The sequence below is a fragment of the Kineococcus mangrovi genome, from assembly GCF_041320705.1.
Taxonomy (GTDB): Bacteria; Actinomycetota; Actinomycetes; order Actinomycetales; family Kineococcaceae; genus Kineococcus; species Kineococcus mangrovi.
This window is the reverse complement of the sequence record NZ_JBGGTQ010000001.1, coordinates 359,889-381,246: the sequence shown is the minus strand read 5'-3', so window position 1 is coordinate 381,246 and position 21,358 is coordinate 359,889. Positions and strand designations below refer to the sequence as shown.

20 protein-coding genes, 1 tRNA gene and 2 pseudogenes are annotated in these 21,358 nt (G+C 72.9%); 17 read left to right on the top strand and 6 right to left on the bottom strand.

The window, feature by feature from the left end; all coding sequences use genetic code 11:
• Nucleotides 1-66 precede the first annotated feature (66 nt).
• The 4 genes from eno (at nucleotide 67) to AB2L28_RS01760 (ending at nucleotide 3,501) form a co-directional block, all read left to right on the top strand.
• A complete protein-coding gene (gene eno, locus AB2L28_RS01775) occupies nucleotides 67-1,362 on the top strand; it encodes a phosphopyruvate hydratase (protein WP_370716996.1) in 1,296 nt (431 codons plus the stop codon).
• Between the two features lie 207 nt (nucleotides 1,363-1,569).
• Nucleotides 1,570-2,022: an FtsB family cell division protein gene (locus AB2L28_RS01770; RefSeq protein ID WP_370716995.1), complete on the top strand. Its 453-nt coding sequence runs from the start codon at nucleotides 1,570-1,572 to the stop codon at nucleotides 2,020-2,022.
• Between the two features lie 25 nt (nucleotides 2,023-2,047).
• A complete protein-coding gene (locus AB2L28_RS01765; RefSeq protein ID WP_370716994.1) occupies nucleotides 2,048-2,566 on the top strand; it encodes a DUF501 domain-containing protein in 519 nt (172 codons plus the stop codon).
• Nucleotides 2,563-3,501, top strand: coding sequence for a Ppx/GppA phosphatase family protein (locus AB2L28_RS01760; RefSeq protein ID WP_370716993.1), 939 nt, complete (start codon nucleotides 2,563-2,565; stop codon nucleotides 3,499-3,501). Before AB2L28_RS01765 ends, AB2L28_RS01760 begins: the two co-directional genes overlap by 4 nt.
• A gap of 48 nt (nucleotides 3,502-3,549) precedes the next feature.
• Here the strand turns inward: AB2L28_RS01760 and AB2L28_RS20760 are convergent.
• A pseudogene (locus tag AB2L28_RS20760) lies at nucleotides 3,550-3,786 on the bottom strand (MmcQ/YjbR family DNA-binding protein); the annotation flags it as partial.
• Nucleotides 3,787-3,827: 41 nt separating this feature from the next.
• Here AB2L28_RS20760 and AB2L28_RS01755 point away from each other — a divergent pair.
• The 7 genes and pseudogenes from AB2L28_RS01755 to AB2L28_RS01725 all read left to right on the top strand — a co-directional run bounded on the left by AB2L28_RS01755 (nucleotide 3,828) and on the right by AB2L28_RS01725 (nucleotide 8,457).
• Entirely contained in the window at nucleotides 3,828-4,271 is a 444-nt protein-coding gene (locus tag AB2L28_RS01755; RefSeq protein ID WP_370716992.1) for an SRPBCC family protein, read from the top strand.
• Nucleotides 4,272-4,278: 7 nt separating this feature from the next.
• The gene (locus AB2L28_RS01750) at nucleotides 4,279-5,109 is read left to right on the top strand and encodes a uracil-DNA glycosylase (RefSeq protein ID WP_370716991.1); all 831 of its coding nucleotides are present in this window, start codon (nucleotides 4,279-4,281) and stop codon (nucleotides 5,107-5,109) included.
• Nucleotides 5,110-5,198: 89 nt separating this feature from the next.
• Nucleotides 5,199-5,282: transfer RNA gene (locus AB2L28_RS01745), tRNA-Leu, on the top strand.
• Nucleotides 5,283-5,374: 92 nt separating this feature from the next.
• Nucleotides 5,375-6,208, top strand: a complete 834-nt coding sequence (locus AB2L28_RS01740; RefSeq protein ID WP_370716990.1) for a Bax inhibitor-1/YccA family protein — start codon at nucleotides 5,375-5,377, stop codon at nucleotides 6,206-6,208.
• A gap of 11 nt (nucleotides 6,209-6,219) precedes the next feature.
• Nucleotides 6,220-6,567: a hypothetical protein gene (locus AB2L28_RS01735; protein ID WP_370716989.1), complete on the top strand. Its 348-nt coding sequence runs from the start codon at nucleotides 6,220-6,222 to the stop codon at nucleotides 6,565-6,567.
• A 184-nt stretch (nucleotides 6,568-6,751) separates the two neighbouring features.
• Nucleotides 6,752-7,159: pseudogene (locus AB2L28_RS01730) on the top strand (Uma2 family endonuclease); the annotation flags it as partial.
• On the top strand, nucleotides 7,093-8,457 hold the full coding sequence (locus AB2L28_RS01725) for a cystathionine beta-synthase (RefSeq protein WP_370716988.1): 1,365 nt from the start codon (nucleotides 7,093-7,095) through the stop codon (nucleotides 8,455-8,457). The pseudogene AB2L28_RS01730 and the gene AB2L28_RS01725, both read left to right, overlap by 67 nt.
• Nucleotides 8,458-8,482: 25 nt before the next feature.
• Here the strand turns inward: AB2L28_RS01725 and AB2L28_RS01720 are convergent, their stop codons facing one another.
• Nucleotides 8,483-9,532 (bottom strand): LacI family DNA-binding transcriptional regulator, encoded by a 1,050-nt coding sequence (locus tag AB2L28_RS01720; RefSeq protein WP_370716987.1) that lies wholly within the window; start codon nucleotides 9,530-9,532, stop codon nucleotides 8,483-8,485.
• Between the two features lie 131 nt (nucleotides 9,533-9,663).
• Between AB2L28_RS01720 and AB2L28_RS01715 the strand changes: the two genes are divergently transcribed.
• The 6 genes from AB2L28_RS01715 (at nucleotide 9,664) to manD (ending at nucleotide 16,481) form a co-directional block, all read left to right on the top strand.
• Nucleotides 9,664-10,725 (top strand): Gfo/Idh/MocA family protein, encoded by a 1,062-nt coding sequence (locus tag AB2L28_RS01715; protein WP_370716986.1) that lies wholly within the window; start codon nucleotides 9,664-9,666, stop codon nucleotides 10,723-10,725.
• Nucleotides 10,722-11,888: a Gfo/Idh/MocA family protein gene (locus AB2L28_RS01710; RefSeq protein WP_370716985.1), complete on the top strand. Its 1,167-nt coding sequence runs from the start codon at nucleotides 10,722-10,724 to the stop codon at nucleotides 11,886-11,888. Before AB2L28_RS01715 ends, AB2L28_RS01710 begins: the two co-directional genes overlap by 4 nt.
• A gap of 143 nt (nucleotides 11,889-12,031) precedes the next feature.
• Nucleotides 12,032-12,994, top strand: a complete 963-nt coding sequence (locus AB2L28_RS01705; protein WP_370716984.1) for a carbohydrate ABC transporter permease — start codon at nucleotides 12,032-12,034, stop codon at nucleotides 12,992-12,994.
• A complete protein-coding gene (locus AB2L28_RS01700) occupies nucleotides 12,987-13,889 on the top strand; it encodes a carbohydrate ABC transporter permease (protein WP_370716983.1) in 903 nt (300 codons plus the stop codon). Before AB2L28_RS01705 ends, AB2L28_RS01700 begins: the two co-directional genes overlap by 8 nt.
• Before the next feature lie 61 nt (nucleotides 13,890-13,950).
• Nucleotides 13,951-15,267 (top strand): ABC transporter substrate-binding protein, encoded by a 1,317-nt coding sequence (locus AB2L28_RS01695; protein ID WP_370716982.1) that lies wholly within the window; start codon nucleotides 13,951-13,953, stop codon nucleotides 15,265-15,267.
• Nucleotides 15,264-16,481, top strand: a complete 1,218-nt coding sequence (gene manD / locus AB2L28_RS01690) for a D-mannonate dehydratase ManD (RefSeq protein ID WP_370717263.1) — start codon at nucleotides 15,264-15,266, stop codon at nucleotides 16,479-16,481. The genes AB2L28_RS01695 and manD overlap by 4 nt, the downstream gene beginning before the upstream one ends.
• Before the next feature lie 157 nt (nucleotides 16,482-16,638).
• On the opposite strand, the gene AB2L28_RS01685 is transcribed toward manD, so the two are convergent.
• The 4 genes from AB2L28_RS01685 to AB2L28_RS01670 form a co-directional block, all read right to left on the bottom strand.
• Entirely contained in the window at nucleotides 16,639-18,015 is a 1,377-nt protein-coding gene (locus AB2L28_RS01685) for a hypothetical protein (protein ID WP_370716981.1), read from the bottom strand.
• 304 nt (nucleotides 18,016-18,319) lie between these two features.
• A complete protein-coding gene (locus tag AB2L28_RS01680) occupies nucleotides 18,320-19,552 on the bottom strand; it encodes an ABC transporter permease (protein WP_370716980.1) in 1,233 nt (410 codons plus the stop codon).
• A complete protein-coding gene (locus AB2L28_RS01675) occupies nucleotides 19,552-20,304 on the bottom strand; it encodes an ABC transporter ATP-binding protein (protein WP_370716979.1) in 753 nt (250 codons plus the stop codon). Before AB2L28_RS01675 ends, AB2L28_RS01680 begins: the two co-directional genes overlap by 1 nt.
• Nucleotides 20,304-21,353: a permuted SH3 domain-containing protein gene (locus AB2L28_RS01670; protein ID WP_370716978.1), complete on the bottom strand. Its 1,050-nt coding sequence runs from the start codon at nucleotides 21,351-21,353 to the stop codon at nucleotides 20,304-20,306. Before AB2L28_RS01670 ends, AB2L28_RS01675 begins: the two co-directional genes overlap by 1 nt.
• Between the last annotated feature and the right edge of the window lie 5 nt (nucleotides 21,354-21,358).

Below are 21,358 nucleotides of genomic sequence, written 5' to 3'. Positions count from 1 at the left end.
CTAGGCTCGGGCCGCACCACCAGCAGCACCACCACGAGACGACATCGAGAAGCACGAGGAGTGCGCGTGGCCACCATCGAGGCCGTCGGAGCTCGCGAGATCCTTGACTCGCGCGGCAACCCCACCGTCGAGGTCGAGGTCCTCCTCGACGACGGGACTTTCTCGCGGGCGGCCGTGCCGTCCGGCGCCTCCACCGGCGCCTACGAGGCCAACGAGCGCCGCGACGGCGACAAGGGCCGCTACCTGGGCAAGGGCGTGGAGCAGGCCGTCGAGGCCGTCATCGAGGAGGTCGGACCGGCCCTCGTCGGCCACGACGCCCACGAGCAGCGCCTCATCGACCAGGTCATGCTCGACCTGGACGGCACGCCGAACAAGAACCGCCTCGGCGCCAACGCGATCCTCGGCGTCTCCCTCGCGGTGGCCAAGGCCGCCGCCTCGGCCGCCGACCTGCCGCTGTTCCGCTACCTCGGCGGCCCCAACGCGCACGTCCTGCCCGTGCCGATGATGAACATCGTCAACGGCGGCGCCCACGCCGACACCGGTGTGGCCATCCAGGAGTTCATGATCGCCCCCGTCGGCGCGGCCTCCTTCCGCGAGGCGCTGCGCTGGGGCGCGGAGACGTACCACGCGCTGAAGTCGGTCCTGAAGTCCCGCGGCCTGGCCACCGGCCTGGGGGACGAGGGCGGGTTCGCGCCCGACCTGCCGAGCAACAAGGACGCCCTCGACCTCATCCTCGAGGCGATCGGCAAGGCCGGCTTCACCCCCGGCCGCGACATCGCGCTGGCGCTGGACGTCGCCGCGACCGAGTTCCTCGGCGAGGGCGGCTACGACTTCGAGGGCTCGAAGCGCTCGGCGGAGTGGATGACCGGCTACTACGAGGGCCTCGTCGCCGAGTACCCCCTGGTCTCCATCGAGGACCCGCTGTCCGAGGACGACTGGGACGGCTGGGTGCACATCACCAACGCGCTCGGCGCCAAGCTGCAGCTGGTCGGCGACGACCTGTTCGTCACCAACCCCGAGCGCCTGCAGAAGGGCATCGACCTCGGCGCGGGCAACTCCATGCTCGTGAAGGTCAACCAGATCGGTTCGCTCACCGAGACCCTCGACGCGGTCGACCTGGCCCACCGCAGCGGCTTCACCACGATGATGAGCCACCGCTCGGGCGAGACCGAGGACACCACGATCGCCGACCTCGCCGTCGCCGTCGGGTCCGGCCAGATCAAGACCGGCGCCCCGGCCCGCTCCGAGCGCGTCGCGAAGTACAACCAGCTCCTGCGCATCGAGGAGGAGCTGGACGACGCGGCCCGCTACGCCGGCGCCAAGGCGTTCCCGCGCTCGGCCGGTTTCACCGGGCGCGCCTGACCGCTCGATCGACGCCTCCGGGAGAAGCTGGACCCCATGGCGACGCGACGTCCGACTGCGCCCCGCAGCTCCTCCCGGTCGGCGGGGGCTGCGGGGCGCGGTGGCGCCCCCCGGCAGAGCGCACGTCCGGGCGCGAGCCGCGGCCCGGGCGCGACCCGCGGCGGGTCGCGCCCGGCCCCCGCGACCCGTGGCCGCAGCGCCGCGACGATGAGCCCGGCCGACCGCCGGCGCACCCGCGGCCCCCGCGTCCTCGTCCTGTCGGCCGTCGTCCTGCTCCTGGCCGTCTTCCTGCTCCCCAGCCTGCAGAAGTGGCTGGAGCAGCGCTCGGAGATCGGGCGGCTCAACGCCCGGATCACCCAGCAGCAGCAGGACCTCGCCGCCGCCCGGGGCGAGCAGGCCCGCTGGGACGACGACACGTTCGTCGTCATCCAGGCCCGGGAACGGCTGCGCTACGTCATGCCCGGCGAGGTCCCCTACGTCGTCGACGGCCCCAGCGACGCCGACCGGGTGTCCCCGCAGCAGGCGGCGACGACCGTGCCCGAACCGTCGGCGGCCTGGTACGAGAACGTCTGGGAGTCGTTGCGCCTGGCCGGCAACCCCGCCGACGCGCCGCCCCCCGGCACCCCCGGGCTGGGGTCCTCCAGCACCACCACCCGCTAGCCCCGACCCCCCGAGAAGGCAGGCCGTGAGCTCGACCCCCGCCACCCAGGCCGACCTGGACAGCATCGCCGGCCGGCTGGGCCGGGTCCCGCGCGGTGTGGTGGCCATCGCCCACCGCTGCTCCTGCGGCCGGCCCGACGTCGTCGAGACCGCGCCCCGGCTGCCCGACGGCACCCCGTTCCCCACGACGTACTACCTCGTCGACCCGATCGCCGCCGGCGCGATCAGCACCCTCGAGGCCTCCGGTCTCATGCGCGAGATGACCGACCGCATCGCGGCCGACCCCGACCTGGCGGCCGCCCACCGGCACGCCCACGAGGACCTGCTGCGCCGCCGCGCGGCGCTGGGTGACGCCGACGTCCCCGAGATCGCCGGCATCTCCTGCGGCGGCATGCCCACCCGCGTGAAGTGCCTGCACGCCCTCGTCGGCCACGCCCTCGCGGCCGGTGCGGGCGTCAACCCGATCGGCGACGAGACGCTGGAACGCCTCGCCGCCGACGGCGGCTGGCCCGCCACCTGCCCGCACACCGCGGCCGACGCGTGAGCACCCGCCGGGTCGCGGCGATCGACTGCGGCACGAACTCGCTGCGGCTGCTCGTCGCCGACGTCGACCCCGCCACGGGAGCGGCGCACGAGCTGGAGCGGACGATGGAGGTCGTCCGGCTCGGCCAGGGCGTCGACCGCACGGGCGCCTTCGCCCCCGAGGCCCTCACCCGCACCTTCGCCGCGCTCGACCGCGCCGCCGCCCTCCTCGCCCGGCACGCCCCGGGCGCCGTCCGGTTCGTCGCCACGTCGGCCTCCCGCGACGTGGCCAACCGCGACGAGTTCGCCGCGGGTGTCCGCGCCCGGCTCGGCGTCGACCCGCACGTCGTCACGGGGCAGGAGGAGGCGGCGTTGAGCTTCGCCGGCGCCACCGCCGACCTGGCCGACGACGGGTCCCCGTACCTCGTGGTCGACCTCGGCGGGGGGTCCACCGAGCTCGTCCTCGGCGACGACGTCGTGCGTGCCGCCCGCTCCCTGGACATGGGCTCGGTCCGCATGACCGAGCGCCACCTCCACGGTGACCCGCCGACCCCCGACGAGGTCGCCGCGGCCCGCGCCGACGTGCGGTCCGTCCTCGCGGGCAGCGACGTGCCGGTGGAGCGGGCCCGCACGCTCGTCGGGGTCGCCGGTTCGGTCACGACGATCACCGCCGCCGCCGTGGACCTCGCGGAGTACGCGCCCGGCTGCCTGCACGGCGTGCGGCTGCCGCTGGAGCAGGTGCTCGCGGCCTGCGACCGGATCCTGCGCGCGACGCGCGCCGAGCGCGCCGCGATGCCCTTCGTCCACCCCGGCCGCGTCGACGTCATCGGCGCCGGCGCCCTCGTCTGGGCGAGCGTGCTGGAGCACGTCGCCGAGCGGGCCGGCGTCACCGAGGTCCTCACGAGCGAGCACGACATCCTCGACGGCATCGCCGTCGCCCTCGCCCGCACCGCCTGACGGCCCGCCCGGAGCCCCGGGGTCGGCGCGGGCCGGCCGCACCTCCACCCACCCGGACCGGCCGACGTGCGAGGCGATCCCGCAGGTCTGGGGACCACCGGCGACGAGCTCGGCCCGGTCGGCCTCCGACGCCTCCACCGGGGCGGTCCCGCCGTCGGCACCGCCCCCTTCCCGCAGGATCGCGAAGATCGTCGGCCCCACCCGGAACGTCGCCGCGCCCCACGTCTCCTCCTCGTGGGTCCCGGGGAGTTCCAGCGCCCAGGCGCGCAGCGTGCCGCTCGTCACCACGCCCGGCAGCCGACCGCGGTTCTGGCAGGGTGGGAAGCATGAGCACCGTGACCGCCACGACCACTCGACGCATCGACGCGCCCGCTGACCGCGTCCTCGCCGCTCTGGCCGACTACCGCGGGACGCGGCCGCACCTGCTGCCCGAGCAGTTCACCGACTACGAGGTGCTCGAGGGTGGCCAGGGGCCGGGCACGGAGGTCCGGTGGAAGCTGCACGCCACGAAGAAGCGGGTGCGCGACGTGCTCGCCGTCGTCACCGCGACCGACCGGCACGCCCTGGTCGAGAGCGACGCGAACTCCTCGCTGGTCACGACGTGGCGCGTCGAGGACGACGGACCCGACGCCTCCGAGGTCGTCGTGACGAGCGAGTGGGACGGGGCGTCGGGCGTCGGCGGCTTCTTCGAGCGCACCTTCGCCCCCCGCGGGCTGGACCGCATCTACGGCGAGCTCCTGGACAACCTCGCGGACGCCGTCGCGCGGTGAGCACCCGGTGACCTCGCCCGCCGAGCACCCCGGGACGGGGGAGCACTTCGACTCACCCGTCCCGCCGGGCACCGGGTGGCCGGGGGACCCGTCGTCCGCCGCGACCCCGGTGGCCCGCTCGGCCCAGGAGGTCCGCGACCTCGCGGGCACGGACCTGGCCGGGTTGTCCGCCCGCGCCTGCGTCTGCCGGGCCTGTCCCCGGCTCGTCGCGTGGCGCGAGGACGTGGCCCAGGAGAAGCGCCGCGCGTTCCGGTCCGAGCCGTACTGGGGCCGTCCCGTCCCGAGCCTGGGGGTCCAGGACCCGCGCGTCCTCGTGTGGGGCCTGGCCCCGGCGGCGCACGGGGGGAACCGCACGGGTCGCGTCTTCACCGGTGACCGGTCCGGGGACTGGATCGTCCGGGCCCTGTTCCGGGCGGGTCTGGCGAACCAGCCGACGTCGGTGCACGCGGCCGACGGTCTGCGGCTGCGGCGCACCCGGATCGTCGCCCCCGTCCGCTGCGCCCCGCCGGACAACGCGCCGACGACCGTCGAGCGCGACACGTGCGCGGGCTGGCTGGACGCCGAGCTCGCCCTCGTGGGCACCGACCTGCGGGTCGTCCTGGCCCTCGGGGGGTTCGCCTGGGCCAGCGCGCTGGCGGCGGTCCGCCGGGCCGGGTGGGAGGTCCCGCGCCCGCAGCCGCGCTTCGGCCACGGCGCCGAGGCCGAGCTGGCGGGCCCGCACGGGCCGGTGCTGCTGCTCGGCAGCTACCACGTCAGCCAGCAGAACACCTCCACCGGCCGGCTCACCGAGGCCATGCTCGACGCGGTGCTCGCCCGGGCCGCGGCGGTCGGCGCGTAGCGCCGGACCCGGCCGCCGCGTCCGAGCGGGCCGCCCGGCGCCGAGCCTGCTGCGCGGCTGGCAGGATGTCCGCGCGGTGGTGGGCGCGAGCCCGGGTGGCGTAACTGGTAGGCGCACGGGGCTTAAACCCCCGGGCCGTTCGCGGCGTGCGGGTTCGATCCCCGTCCCGGGTACCCCATCGTGACGATCTCGTGACCCCGCCGTGGAACCGTTCCCCGGGCCAGGGCGTTGGAGGCCTCAACAGCACCCGCTCCGGAGGGGAGCCATGGAGAGCAAGAACCCGGTCTTCGCGCGCAGCAACGAGTGGAAGCGCAACGGCTACGCCACGTTCGACGCGCCCGGCTCAGCGCAGCGTCGTCCCGCCGACACGTCCGACGCCTCGGCCCGCACGCTGGAGGACTGGTACCAGAAGCCGTCCGCCACCGCGGCGCAGTCGCGCCGCATGACCCTCGACGACGTCGTGCTGCGCACGGCGGGGCTCTTCGCCGTCCTGCTCGTGGGCGCCGGCGCCGGGTACCTCGGTGTCCGCAGCGGCATGGGCTTCGAGCTCGTCATCGTCCCGGCTCTCGTCGCGATGGTCCTGGGCATCTGGGCGCAGGTGTCCAAGAAGGTCCGCCCGGGCGTGATGTTCGCCTACGCGGCCCTCGAAGGCGTCTTCGTCGGCGCCATCTCGACGTTCTACGCCTCCCTCTACGACGGGATCGTCGGGCAGGCCGTCCTCGGCACCCTCGCCGCGTTCGCCGGGATGCTGCTGGCCTACAAGACGGGGATCATCCGCAACAGCCCCCGCTTCACGAAGATCCTGCTCATCGCCGGTGCCGGGTACCTCGTGTTCGGTCTGGTCAACCTCGGCCTGTGGGCCTTCACCGGTGCGAGCATCTACTCCGGCGGCGGACCGCTGGCGATCCTCGTGAGCGCCTTCGGCGTCGTGCTGGCCTCGCTGTTCCTCGTCCTGGACTTCGACTACATCGAGCAGGGCATCAAGAACGGCCTGCCGGTCAAGGAGTCCTGGCGCGCCGGCTTCGGCCTCATGGTGACGCTGGTCTGGCTGTACCTGGAGATCCTGCGCCTCATCGCCATCCTGCGGGGCAACGACTGACGTCCAGCCGCGTGAGCACCACCGACGAGCTCGGTGCGCCGGACCCTCGGCGCACCGAGTTCTCGCGTCTGCTGGCCCTGCAGACCGACCGCATCCGCGGACTGCCCCTGACCCGCCTGGACCGCGTGCGGCCGGGGGAGGAGTCGTCGGCCGCCGACGTCGTCCGTGCGGCCGCCCAGGACCTCGCCGACCTCGCCGCCGACGCCGAGGGGCAGCCGCGTCGCACGCTGCCCGTGCTCGCGACCCACGGCCTCGGCGACCAGCTCGCCGTCCTGGGGACCGACGTCCTGCGGCACGGCGACGACGCCGCGCTCGCCGCCGCCCACGAGGTGCTGACGAGGGTGCGTCGGGCGCTGTGAGGCCCACCGCCCGGGTGGCTTCCCCTGTCCTGGCAGTGGGGTCGCGACTACTGTCACAGCGTGTCCGCTGAGGTGAGCGAGTCCCCCCGGGCGGTCCCCGTGAGCTGGGAGGACTTCTGCGCGCTCGACGACGACGTCCACGGCGAGTACGTCGACGGCCACCTGCTCGTGACCCCCGCAGGGCACCTTCGAGCACCAGAACGCCGCCGACAACCTCCGGGCCGTGCTCGAGGGGGCAGGCCTCGTCGCCGTGACGGAGTGGGCCTGGCCTCCGCCGGGCACGCAGCGTGAGTACCAGCCGGACGTGGTGGTCCTCGACCGCCCGCCGGCCGACCCGCGGGTGAACTGGACCGAGGTGGCCCCCGCTCTCGTCGTGGAGGTCACCTCCCCCGCGAACGCGTCGAAGGACTGGGTGCGCAACCTGCGCGACGACGCCCGGGCTGGGACCAGCTCGGCGAGATCGACGTGCCCGCCCTCTGGCGGTAGCCCGTCGGCCACACCCGGCCGGTGCGGGATGATGGCCCCATGCGCTACGCCGAGACCGTCGTCGACCTCGTGGGCGGAACCCCGCTGGTCAAGCTCAACAAGGTGACCGAGGGCCTGGCCTGCACCGTCCTGGCCAAGGTCGAGTACCTCAACCCGGGCGGGTCCGTGAAGGACCGCATCGCCACCCGCATGATCGAGGCCGCCGAGGCCGAGGGGTCGCTCAAGCCCGGCGGGACGATCGTCGAACCGACCAGCGGCAACACCGGTGTCGGCCTCGCCCTCGTCGCCCAGCAGCGCGGGTACAAGTGCGTGTTCGTCTGCCCGGACAAGGTCAGCCTCGACAAGCGCAACGTCCTCAAGGCCTACGGCGCCGAGGTCGTCGTCTGCCCGACGGCGGTGCCGCCGGAGGACCCGCAGTCCTACTACTCGGTCTCCGACCGCCTCGTGCGCGAGATCGAGGGTGCCTGGAAGCCCGACCAGTACTCCAACGTCCACGGCCCCCGCAGCCACTACGAGACGACCGGGCCGGAGATCTGGGCCGACACCGGGGGGAAGGTCACGCACTTCGTCACCGGCGTGGGCACCGGCGGGACGATCACGGGCACGGGTCGCTACCTCAAGGAGCAGGGGCCCGTCCGCGTCGTCGGCGCCGACCCGGAGGGGTCGGTCTACTCCGGCGGCACGGGTCGCCCGTACCTCGTCGAGGGGGTGGGGGAGGACTTCTGGCCCACGGCGTACGACCCGTCCGTCCCCGACGAGATCATCGCCGTCTCCGACGCGGACTCCTTCCAGATGACGCGGCGCCTGGCCCGCGAGGAGGGGCTGCTCGTCGGCGGGTCCTGCGGCATGGCCGTCGTCGCGGCGCTGCGGGCGGCGCAGGACCTCGGCCCGGACGACGTCGTCGTCGTGCTGCTGCCGGACTCCGGCCGCGGGTACCTCGGCAAGATCTTCAACGACGACTGGATGGCGTCCTACGGCTTCCTCGACGCCGACGAGGGCGGCACGGTCGCCGACGTGCTGGGGCAGAAGGGCACCGGGCTGCCCGCCCTGGTCCACACGCACCCGACCGAGACCGTCCACGACGTCATCGAGATCATGCGCGAGTACGGGGTCTCGCAGCTGCCCGTCGTCGGGGCCGAGCCGCCCGTCATGGCGGGGGAGATCGCCGGCGCCGTCGACGAGCGGGTCCTGCTCGACGCGCTGTTCACCGGGAAGGCGACGATGTCGGACGCCGTCAGCGCCCACATGGGGCCGGCACTGCCCCTCCTGGGGACGGGGCAGTCCGTCGCGGACGCCCGGGCGCTGTTCTCCCGCGCCGACGCCGCCGTCGTCGTCGAGGACGGCAAGCCCGTGGGGGTCGTCACCCGCCACGACCTGCTGTCCTACCTCGCGCTGTCGCACTGACCCGTCCGGCTGCGGCCCGGCCCGCTCAGGCGTGCGGGGGCCGCAGCCGGCGCCGCCGGGCCGGCGGGGGACCGACGGACTCGCGTGGCAGGAAGGTGTGCAGGGACCGCGGGTCCGGCGGTGGGGGCGCCTCGCCGCGGATGAGGGCGATGAGGCGGGTGGCCGCCTCCCGGCCCTGCCGCTCGACGTCGTTGACCACGGTCGACAGGCTGGGCGTGCTGTAGCGGCCGCAGTCGTGGTTGTCCCAGCCGAAGACGCTGAGGTCCCGGGGGATGCGCCACCCCCGTTCCACGGCCGCGCGCATGGCACCCAGGGCCGTGTGGTCGTTGCCCGCGACGACGGCCGTGATCGGGGTGTCCGCCGGCAGCGCCATCACGGCGTCGTGGCCGGACTGCCCCTTCCAGTTGCCCGCCACGACCGTGCCCGACAGGCCGAGCTCGGCGGTGGTGTCGAGGAACGTCTGCTGCCGGTTGCGCGCCGAGGCGTAGTCGGCCGGGCCGCTGACGTGCAGGAAGTGCCGGTGGCCGAGGTCGGCCAGGAACCGCACGATCTGCCCGCAGGCCGCGCCGTCGGCCAGGGCCCCGCGGGTGTGCAGGTCCTCGTCGTAGTTGGACACGGCCACGACGGCCGTCGCGCCGGTGGCCTGGGGGGTGTGCGGCGCGGACCCCAGGGCCAGCACCCCCTCGAACTCACCGGAGTCGGCGACCTCCTGCCAGTGGTCGGCCCCGCCCCGCGCCCCCTCCCGGCCGATGAGGTCCACGGCGTACCCGGCGTCGTGCGCCACCGACATCGCGGCGGCGATGAGCCGCAGCGGCAGGCCCGTCGTGGAGGGGACCAGCAGGGCGATGCGCCCGGTGCGGCGGGTGCGCATCGACCGCGCCACCAGGTTGGGCCGGTAGTTCAGCTGCTCGATGGCGGCCTCGACGCGCTCGGAGGTGTCCGGCCGCAACCCGCCGTTGCCGCGCAGGTACCGGGACACCGTCTGGTGGGACACCCCCGCCAGGGTGGCGACCTCGTAGATCGTCGCCCGCTTGGCCTGCGCCGCCCCCGCCGTCCGCACCGTCTCGCCCGTCACGGCTCACCTCCTTGGAAACCGCTTCCCGAAGTTCGTTGACACCCCGAGTGATCGATAACTACAGTACCGGCAGTCAATGAAGATTATCGATCACTCTGTGGTCGCCCCCCGCCTCTGGAGAGGGATTCCCAGTGAGCACACCAGACCCCGGACGACCCGTGCGGTTCGCCGCCGTCGGACTGGACCACTCCCACGCCTTCGGTCAGATCGCCGGCCTGCTGGCGCAGGGCTGCGAACTCGTCGGGTTCGCCTCCGACGAGCCCGGCGCCTCGGTGGCCCGGGCCGTGGCCCAGCGCTGGCCCGACGTCCCCTGGTCCGACGACCCCGACCGACTGCTGACCGACCCGACGATCGACCTCGTCGTCACCGCCGCCGTCCCCGACCGCCGCGGTCCGATCGCCGTCCAGGCGCTGCGGAACGGCAAGGACGTCGTGGCCGACAAACCCGGCTGCGTGAGCCTGGACCAGCTCGAGGAGGTCGAGAAGGCCGTCGCGGAGTCGGGGCGGTTCTGGTCGGTCACGTTCTCCGAGCGGTTCGAGGTCCGCGCCGCGGTGAAGGCCGGTGAACTCGTCCAGGCCGGTCGCATCGGCCGGGTCGTGCAGACGATCGGCCTGGGTCCGCACCGCGAGGGCGACCGCGCCCACCTCGCCGGTGGCCAGGGGCGGCCGGAGTGGTTCTACGACCGGCAGCGCACGGGCGGGATCCTCACCGACATCGCCAGCCACCAGGTCGACCAGTTCCTCTTCTACACCGGCTCCACCACCGGTGAGGTCGTGGCCAGCGCGGTCGCGAACTACACCCACCCCGACTCCCCGGGGATGCAGGACTTCGGCGAGGTGACCCTGGCCTCCGACCGCGCCCACGGGTACGTGCGCGTCGACTGGTACACGCCCCAGGGCCTGCCCACGTGGGGTGACGGGCGCATGACGATCCTGGGCACCGAGGGGTTCATCGAACTGCGCAAGTACGTCGACCTCGCCGGTCGCGACGGCGGGGACCACCTGTTCCTCGTCGACGGCGAGACGACCCAGCGGATCGACTGCTCCGACGTGGAACTGCCGTACTACCCCGCGCTCGTGCACGACGTGCGCCACCGCACCGAGACGGCCTGCCCGCAGGCCCACACGTTCGAGGTGATGCGGCTCGCGCTGACCGCCCAGCGCGACGCGCGGATGGCGGGGGCGGCGCGATGAGCGGGGACGGGAACCTCCGCGTCGGGATCGTCGGCTGCGGCGGCATCGCCCGCTCGCACGGCCGCGCCTACGCCGCCGACCCGCGCGTCGAGCTCGTGGCCGTCCACGACGTGTCCTCCGCTGCTGCGCAGTCCTTCGCGGACGAGGTCGGCGCGACCGCCTGCGACTCCCTCGCCGACCTGGCCGCGCAGGACGTCCAGCTCGTCTCGGTGTGCACCCCGCCCGGGACGCACACCGACACCACGATCGCCCTGCTCGAACTGGGCGTCTCGGTGCTGCTGGAGAAACCGCCGACGGTGAACCTGGCCGACATGGACCGGATCGCCCGGGCCGAGGAGGCCAACCCCGGCGCGGTGTTCGTCGTGTTCCAGCACCGCCACGGTTCCGGCGCCAAGCGCGCCCACCGCCTCCTGGCCGACGGTGCGCTGGGTGCGCCGCAGGTCGCCGTCTGCGAGACGCTCTGGTACCGGCCCGAGAGCTACTTCGACCCGGAGTGGCGCGGGAACTGGGCCGGGGAGGGCGGCGGCCCGACCCTCGGGCACGGCATCCACCAGATCGACCTGCTCCTGCACCTGCTGGGGGAGTGGACGACCGTCGACGCGCGAGCCTCCCGGGTGGCCCGCCCGGTCGAGTTCGAGGACGTCGCGACGGCCTCGGTGACGTTCGCCGGCGGGGCGGTCGCCTCGGTGACGACCAGTCTGCTGTCCCCGCGCGAGGTCAGCCGCATCCGGATCGACACCACCGGCGGGACCCTGGAGGTCGAGCACCTCTACGGGTACGCCGACGCGGACTGGTCGTGGTTCCCGCTGCCGGACGCGGGCACCGCGGCGTCCAACGGCGCGGACCCCGGCCTCGCCCGGGCCCCCGGGGCGCCCGAGGGGGCCGAGCAGGACGTCTGGCGGGCCTCGGCCGGTGAGGACGTGCCGTCCAACCACGCGGCGCAGATCCACGACCTCGTCGGCGACCTGCTCGCGGGCCGGCCCCACCCCACGACGCTGGCCAGTACGCGACCGACGATGGAGTTCGTCACGGCCCTGTACGCCTCCGCCCTCCAGGGGCGGGTCGTCGACCGCGGCGACCTGACCCCCGACCTGCCCTTCTACCGCAGCCTCGACGGCGGGCTGTCCGCGGAGCAGGTCTCCGACCGCATGACCCGGGTCTGACCCACCGCACCCGGGACCCGCGCCAGCCCTCCCAGCACTCCCGTACCACCCCTGGACTCGACGACGACCGGAGAGGTGTGCCCCATGTCCCAGCGACGGCCCGCACGACCGTCCGCCCCCCTGCGCCGCGGGGAGGACCCGCGATGAGCGCCATCTCCGAACTGTCCGCCCTGCGCTCCGGCGGGGGACGGCCGCGCACGCCGGAGGAGAAGGCGGCCCTGCGCCGGGAGAACAACCGCGACAACAAGGCCGCCTACCTGTTCCTCGCTCCGTGGTTCCTCGGCCTGATCGTCATCACCATCGGGCCGCTGCTGGCCAGCCTGTACCTGTCCTTCACCCGGTACAGCCTCCTGCAGCCGCCGGAGTGGATCGGCGTCCAGAACTACCTGGACATGCTCGGCGACAGCCGGTTGCACCACTCCCTGCAGGTCACGCTCACCTACGTCGTCGTCGGCGTCCCGTTGCAGCTGGCGTTCGCCCTGGCGGTGGCGGTCGTCCTGGACCGGGGGATGCGCGGGCTGCCCCTGTACCGGTCGGTGTTCTACCTGCCGTCCATGCTCGGCGGGTCGGTCGCGATCGCGCTGCTGTGGCGGCAGATGTTCGGCACCGACGGTCTGGTGAACCAGGTGCTCGGCTGGGTGGGCATCCAATCCACGACCGGCTGGGTCTCGGACCCCAGCTACGCGCTGTGGACCATCATCCTGCTGCACGTGTGGACCTTCGGTTCCCCGATGGTCATCTTCCTCGCCGGGCTGCGGCAGATCCCCGTCATGTACCACGAGGCGGCGGCCGTGGACGGGGCGACGCGGTGGACGCGGTTCCGCCGGATCACGCTGCCGCTGCTGTCGCCGATCATCTTCTTCAACCTGGTCCTGCAGCTCATCAACGCCTTCCAGTCCTTCACCCAGGCGTTCGTCGTCTCGGGCGGGACGGGTGGACCGGCGGACTCCACCATGTTCTACTCGCTGTACCTGTACCAGAAGGGTTTCGGTCAGTTCCAGATGGGGTACGCGGCCGCGATGGCGTGGCTGCTCGTCCTCATCGTCGGGGTGCTGACCGCCGTCAACTTCCTGCTCTCGAGGTTCTGGGTGTTCTACGATGACTGATCTCCAGGAGAGCCCCGCCCCCCTCGCGGCGGTGCCTCAGCCGGCTCGTCCGCGACGTCGCCCCGGCACGTCGCTGACCCGCTCGACCGTGAAGCACCTCATCCTCATCGCGGTCAGCCTGGTCATGATCTACCCGCTGCTGTGGCTGCTGGTCTCCAGCTTCCGCCCGACCGACGTCATCTTCAGGACACCGGGTCTGTGGATCAACGACCTGGTGATCCAGAACTACACGGGAGGCTGGACCGCCCTGGCCCAGCCCTTCGGCCACTACATCGTGAACTCGGCGATCGTCGTCGTCGGGGCCGTGGCCGGGAACCTCTTCGCGTGCTCGCTGGCGGCGTACGCCTTCGCGCGCTGCCGGTTCCGCTTCAAGACGTTGTGGTTCGCGATCATGCTCATCACGGTGATGGTGCCGATCCACGTCGTCCTGGTGCCGCAGTACATCCTGTTCAACAACCTCGGGTGGGTGAACACGTTCGTCCCGCTGATCCTGCCCAAGTTCCTGGCGACGGACTCGTTCTTCATCTTCCTCATGGTCCAGTTCATCCGGGGGATCCCGCGCGAGCTGGACGAGGCGGCACGCATCGACGGGTGCGGGCACGGCCGCATCTTCCTGCGGGTCATGATCCCGCTCATGGGGCCGGCGCTGGCCACCACGGCGATCTTCACCTTCATCTGGACCTGGTCGGACTTCTTCACCCCCCTCATCTACCTGACCGACCCCAACGCCTACACCGTCCCGGTCGCCCTCAAGCAGTTCCTGGACGCCACGAGCGGCAGCAACTGGGGTGCCATGTTCGCGATGTCCATCGTGACGCTGGTCCCGCTGTTCCTCGTGTTCCTCTTCGGCCAGCGGTTCCTGGTCAAGGGGATCGCCACCACCGGCGGGAAGTAGTCCCACCGGTCCTGCACGACCCACCGCACCGCTCACCCTCGACGAGAACGGCCTCGCTGACATGACCGACGTGCACCAGACCACCCTCACCCCCACCCGCCGCCAGGCCGTCACGGCCCTGGCCGCCGCGGGCTCCCTCACCGCCCTGACCGCCTGCGCCCCCGGCAGCTCCGGCGGCTCCTCCTCCGGGGACGGCACCCTGCGGGTGTCGACGTGGGGCAACGACTCGCGCCTGCAACTGACCCAGCAGGCCGCGGCCGCGTTCCAGGAGGCGAACCCCGGCGTCACGGTCGCCGTGGAGAACTCCGAGTGGACGTCGTACTGGGACAAGCTGGCCACGAGCACGGCGGCCAACGACTCGCCCGACGTCATCCAGATGGACGAGGCGTACATCGCCGCCTACGGCACCCGCGGGGCGCTGCTGGACCTGGGCGAGGCGGACGGGCTGGACCTGTCGGCCATGAACACGACGGTCCTGGACACCGGCAACGTCGACGGCACGCTCGTCGGGGCCCCCATCGGCGTCGGCAACCTCTCCGTCGGCGTCAACCCCGTCCTGCTGGAGCAGGCCGGGGTCGCGATGCCCGACGACACCACGTGGACCTGGGAGCAGTTCCGGGACATCGCCGCGCAGGTCTCGGCGGCCCTGGGCGGCCAGGGCGTCGTCGGCTTCGACATGTTCGGGTTCGGTGCCGCCGAGGTCGGGGCGTGGGTCCGCCAGTTCGGCCAGGAGGTCTTCCCCCGCGAGGACGAGGAACCGGCCAGCGTCGAGAACTTCCAGAGCTACTTCGACTTCGCCAACTCCCTGGTCGCCTCCGGGGCCTGCCCCCAGGCCTCGGTGCAGAGCGAGAACAGCACCTCCGCGCTGGACGCCTCGCTGTTCGCCACGAACAAGTCCGCCTTCCACCTGCAGTTCCACACGCAGATCTCGGCCTACGCGGCGGCCAGCGGCACCCAGCTGGGGCTGCTGCGCCTGCCCGCCCAGCAGGCCGGGCAGTCGCCCCGGATGGTCAACAAGGCCTCGATGTACTGGTCGATCGCCTCCCGCACCGCCCAGAGCGAGAACGCCGCGAAGTTCGTCCAGTTCATGCTGACCAACCCCACGGCCACCAAGATCCTCACCACCGAGCGGGGCATCCCGGCCATCCCGGAGGTCCGTCAGGACATCGAACCGGTCCTGGACGAGCAGTCCAAGATCGCGCTGCAGTTCTCCGAGGACATCGCCTCCGAGGTCGTGGACCCGCCGCAGGTGACCCCGTCCGGTGCCTCGGCCTGGAACACCGAGTTCACCACGATCGGCACCGAGCAGCTGTTCGGCCGCTCGACCCCGGCCGACGCCGCGCAGCGTGCGCTCACCACGTCGCAGGGGATGCTCTGAGCGCGCGGATCACCGACGCCCGGGTGGTCGTCAGCTCACCCGGGCGCAACTACGTGACGCTCGTCGTCGAGACGAGCGACGGCGTCGTCGGCGTGGGGGACGCGACGCTCAACGGCCGGGAGCTGGCCGTCGCGTCCTACCTGCGCGACCACGTCTGCCCGCTGCTGCTCGGCCGCGACCCCGCCCGCATCGAGGACACCTGGCAGTACCTCTACAAGGGCGCCTACTGGCGGCGGGGGCCGGTCACGATGACGGCCGTCGCGGCCGTCGACGTCGCGTTGTGGGACGTCAAGGGCAAGGTCGCCGGTCTGCCGGTGTACCAGTTGCTCGGGGGTGCCTCCCGCGACGGCGTGCTCGTCTACGGGCACGCCGACGGCCGGGACGTCCCCGAGCTGCTGGACCGCGTCGAGGCGCACCTGGAGCAGGGGTACCGGGCGGTGCGCATCCAGGCCGCGGTCCCCGGGGTGGTGGGGACCTACGGCGTCTCGAAGCACGACGGGCGGATCTACGAACCGGCCAGCGGGGCGCGGCCGGAGGAGACGACGTGGGAGACCACGTCCTACCTCGACTTCGCCCCGCGGGTGTTCGAGGCCGTCCGCGACCGGTTCGGCTTCGGGGTGCACCTGCTGCACGACGTGCACCACCGGCTGACCCCCATCGAGGCCGCCCGGCTGGGCAAGTCCCTCGAGCCGTACCGGCCGTTCTGGATCGAGGACGCCACCCCGGCCGAGGACCAGACGGCGTTCCGGACGATCCGGGCCCACACCACGACCCCGCTCGCCGTGGGCGAGGTGCTGAACTCCGTCTGGGACGTGCAGACCCTCCTCACCGAACGGCTCGTCGACTACGTCCGCACGTCCGTCTCGCACACCGGCGGCATCTCGCACCTGCGCAAGCTCTACGCCCTCGCCGAGCTGTACGGGGTGCGCTCGGGCGCCCACGGCGCGGGGGACCTGTCCCCGGTCGCGCACGCGGCGGCCCTGCACCTGGACCTGGCGATCCCGAACTTCGGGATCCAGGAGCACATGGGCCACCGCGACCCGGCGGGGGAGGTGTTCACCTCGTCGTACTCCTTCGCCGACGGGTACATGCACCCCGGCGAGGCCCCCGGCCTCGGGGTCGGGTTCGACGAGCGGGCCGCGGCCCGGTTCCCCTACGAACCGCGGTACCTGCCCGTCGCGCGGCGCCTGGACGGCACCCTGCACGACTGGTGAACCGCCCACGGGGAGCGGCCGGTCGCCGGTGACGGGGGTCGACCAACTCGCCCACGGACACCGGGTCGGCACCTGGACGACACCGGGGTCGGCCCGAGCAGGCACGACACTCGATCGAAGTGCCGACGGCTCGAAGGCTCCAGTCGTCAGCACTCGATCAGGGTTCGATGTGGTCCGACGGCTCCGCTGCGGGTTCGTCGACCCGCCCCCCGGCTGCGCGTCGACGCCGCAGGAAGGTGCCGACGGTGTCCACTGCGCTGGTGGTAGCGCCCTTGATGACCGTTTCGGTCGGCTTCGCAGCTGCTCCGGGCCGCGGTCGGCCGCGGTCTCCGTCCTGTACGGGTGACCGGAAGACTCTCGTCGCCCGGTCGTAGGTCCGGCTGCCGAACCGACGGGCGGCGACGGCCCCCCCTGCCGTCTCGGTGCGGACCCTCTCCAGCACCTCGCCCGCCGCCTGCCCCCAACGCTTCGCCTCTCCGAAGTCTGCGTCCCCCTCGATGCCCAGTCGTGCACGCATGCTGCGGACGTCGGTGGCGAGCCGGTTGCTGGACGCGACGGCCCTGGGGGAGTCGAACGGGTTGGTGAGCACCCTGGCGTTGGCGGTGCGCACGGTCTCGTCCATCTGCTTCAGCAGAGCAGTTGTGCTACGCCCGATCCGTTCGAGGCGGTTCTCGCGCGCCGTCAGCAGCCCAGCTCGGTGCCTGTCCAGCTCCGCCGGCGACACGTCGAGGACGTGGTCGAGCTCGAGGACGGACACGCCCTCCTGGAGCTGGAACGTGCGCGCAAGAACGGCGAGCCACTCCCGGACCTTCGGTTCGGCCTCCAGCGTCGCCTTCGCGATGTCACCGATGTCAGTTTTCCTTCGAAAGGTCTCGGCGGTAGCGTCAAGCTCACGCAACGCGAAGGCCTGAGTCCGGGCGAGGGTCTGTGACGTCGCTTGCACCTTCGACCAGGTGATCTGCGAGACGTGACCGACTTCCTCGCGGATGATGAGCGCGTCTTCGATCGTCAGGTCCACGCCGATCATGTCGGCCAGCACGGCATCCGTCTGCCTGCGGAGGATGTCGGCAACTCGTTCGTCCAGGAGCTCGAGGTAGTCGTGGATCTCGTCCATCTGCGCCTGCATCGCGTACTGCGACATGACTGCTCCGACCGCGGCCAGCCCCGCGGGGTTGGCCAGAGGCGCTCCACGTCTCGTGACGATCTGCAGGATGTGCTTGGTGCCGCCCTTGCCGTCCATCGCGATGGCCCGCGAGGATCCCTCGGTGGCGCCCTTCATCAGGGGCGACGTCTTCAGCATCCTGGCTGACTCCTCGGTCAGCTTCACCCACCGCCCGACATTCGTCGCGGCGTTCTCACCCGCCTCCGCCGCTCCGCCGACGATGTCGGCCGCTGCCCGGACCCGGTGGAGGTCGAGCTTCTTCGACGGGAGCTTGTCGAGACCCGACGACAGGAAGAAACGTTCCACGTCGCTCGCCGAGCCGATCACTGCGAAGCCACCGCCGTCGGTGACCAGTCCGAGCTCGTCGCTCATCGCTGCTCCTACTGCTTCCTCCGATGGTCGCCAGACCGCGGGCGCCTCACAGGAACGCTACCTCTGGGGAACGTTCTCTGGGTGAGAACAGTGCCTCACCTCATCGCGATGCCACGGACGACAGCGGGGGTGTGTCCACCGTCGGGTGGGTGGACGCAGCGCTGGCCGCCCCACCCCGTGGTGGTCGATACGTACGGGATGTCCGCACGCGGCCACCCGCAGGGCCGGGTTCGAGCCACCCGAGCGGTCGTCGTGCGGACATCTCTCACGCCCAGCCCCGCCGCCGGTGCGGGCGGTCCCGCGGTCAGTAGCGGATCGCGTCGATGACCTTCGCCCGGACGGCCATCGTCGCCGGGACCAGCCCCGCGAGGGCCCCGACGGCGGTGGCCGCCAGCAGGCCCTCGACGGCCGCCGAGACGGGGAACGGCGGGACGTCCTGCAGGGTGACCCCGGCGGGCAGGACGGCCTCCAGCGGGAAGTTCGACACCAGGATGATCGAGAGCATCACGGCGGCGAACCCCGCGACGAACGTGGCCGCCACCGACTCCAGCAGCACGGCGAAGAACACCCGGGCCCCCGTCGCGCCGAAGCTGCGGCGCACCCCGATCTCGCGGATCCGCTGGCGCACCGTGACGAGCCCGACGTTGAGGACGCCGATGCCGCCCAGCAGCAGCGCGAACACCCCGACGCCGCGGACGCCGTAGGCCAGCACGGTGTCGATGATCCCGAGCTCGGCACCGGCGTCCTGGCGCCACACCGAGACCGAGAACCCCGGCAGGCTCGCCTGGACCTCGGTCTGCAGGGCCGCGACGAGCGCCTCCGCGTCCCCGTCCGGCACCCACATCTCCAGGGTGGGCGGGGACGTGTTCTCCGGGTCGCCGGTGAGGTTCCACCGGGCGACGTCGGCGTTCAGGACGTACGCACCCGGCATCTGCGGGTCGTAGCTCGCTCCCGCCGAGATCCCCACGACGGTCGCCGTCACGGGGGTCTGACCACCCAGCACGACCGTCGGCGGGGTGGACGGGTCGAACCCGCCGAGCTGGTCGGCGAACGCCTGGTTGACGACGAGGCGCGGGGAGAACGACTGCGTGTCGGCACCGGTGAACCAGCGGCCCCGGTCGGTGATGACGCGGTGCATCGTGCCGAAGCTGGGGTCGACGCTGGAGGCCTGCACGAGCTGCGTGCCGGCGGGGAACCGCACGGTCAGCTGACCGCCGCCCTGGGAGGTCAGCCCCCACCACGCCGTCTCGTGCCGCGCCGCGGCTTCGCGCAGCGCCGTCTGGGCCGTCCGGTTCGTCTCCGCCGACACCGGCCCGTTCGGGTAGACGTTGACGTTCAACGTCGCCGGACGGCCCGCGGCGCGCTCGTTGCCCTCACCGACCATCTGCCGCGCCATGTTCCCCGCCGCCGTGATGGTCGTCATCGCGAACACGGCGAGGAACACCCCGACGAGGGACAGCACGACGCGCACGCGGTGCACGCGGATCTCGCTCCACGCCTCGGTGACGGCCGCGACCAGACCGGTCAGAGCCCCCATCAGAGCGTCTCCCGGTGCGCGGTGGAGGTCGCGACGGCGTCGGCCGTGATCTCGGACAGGACGCCGTGGTCGAGCCGGAACTGCCGGTCGGCCCGGGCGGCGACGGACAGGTCGTGCGTGATGGTGACCAGGGTCGTCCCGTCGTCGCGCACGAGCTCCTCCAGCACGTCCATGACGGCCGAGCCGGTGTCGACGTCGAGGGCGCCGGTCGGTTCGTCGGCCAGCAGGACGCGGGGGCGGCGGACCAGGCTGCGGGCCAGGGCGACGCGCTGCTGCTCCCCGCCGGAGAGCTTCTCGGGCATGGTGTCGAGCCGGTGGCCGAGCCCGACGCGGTCGAGCATCTCGCGCGCGGTCCGCCGCCGCCGCAGGAACTCCCGGCCCGTCCCGTAGAGGAGGGGGTTCGCGACGTTCTCGGTCGCGGTGCGCCCGGGCAGCAGGTTGAACTGCTGGAAGACGAACCCGAACGTCTGCCCGCGCAGCTTCGCCGTGCGCCGGGCCGAGCGGCCGGTGACGGGAGCCCCGTCGAGCAGGTACTGCCCGCTCGTCGGGGCGTCGAGCAGGCCGATGATGTTCAGCAACGTCGACTTGCCCGACCCGGAGCGGCCGACGACGGCGACGTGCTCGCCGCGGGCGACGTGGAGGTCGACGCCGGTGAGGATGCGCAGGTCGGTGCCGTCGGGCAGCCGGACGCTGCGCGAGACCTGCGTCAGCGAGACGACCGGTCCGTCCGGGGACCTCGGGGGCAGCCCCATCAGAAGCCCATCCCGTACATGCCGTTCGGGTCCGTCGGCGTGTCGGTGCCCGGGACGAACTGCAGGACCTGCTGGCCCTCGGTGACGCCGCCGGTGACCTCGACGTTCTGGCCGTCGGTCAGGCCCAGCGTCACGGGGGTCTCGGTGGTGCTGCCGTCCTCGGCGACCGTCCAGACCTTCCCGGTGCCGACGGTCCCCTGGACGGCGGTGACGGGGGCGAGCAGCACCCCGGTGGCCTGACCGGCGGTGACCTCGACCGCGGCGGACAGGCCCGCGAAGACCTGGACCCCGTCCGGGACGGCGCACGTGACGTTCGCGCCGGTCATGGCGGTCGAGGGGTCGGCGGGCATGCCGGTGTAGGGGTCGAACCCGCTCGGTGCACCCCCGGTCGAGCCGCCGTCGCCGGTGACCGGCGGGGTCCCGGTGCGCAGGCCGGTGCACTCGAAGGCCCCCGGGCCGCCGGGCACGGTGACCTGCGCGCTCGTCGGGGGCGTCAGGAGGCGGTACTGCTCGGCCTGGGTGAGCGGGGCCGAGATCGTCAGGGTGCCGGGGCTCACGGTGGCCACGTCCTGCCCGACCGCCACGTCCTGGCCGGCGAGGACGTCGAGGGTGGCCAGCGTGCCCGCGACGGTCGACGTCACGGTGACGGTCTTCGTCGTGGCCGCGGGCGCGGCGCCGCCGGTCGCCGCAGGGTCCCCGGTCGTGCTCGTGGCGGGGGGTTCGACGGTGACGACGACCGTGAACAGCGGGGTGCCCTTCTCGACGGCCTGGCCGGCCTCGGCGCGCACCCGGCCCACCTGCCCCGCGGCCGTCGCCTTGACGGTCGTGGCCGGGTCGGCCTGGATCGTGCCCTGCAGGTCGACCGTGTTGACCACGTCGCCCCGCGAGATCTCCGTGGCGGGGGGCTGGACCACGGCCGACGGGCTCGCGGCCGCGTCGGTGTCGCGGTTCCCCGTGCGCACGAACGCGATCCACAGGAGCGCGACGGCGATGAGCGCCCAGACGACGAGCCTGAGCGCGGGGAAGACGACGGTCCGGACGACGCCCACGGCGA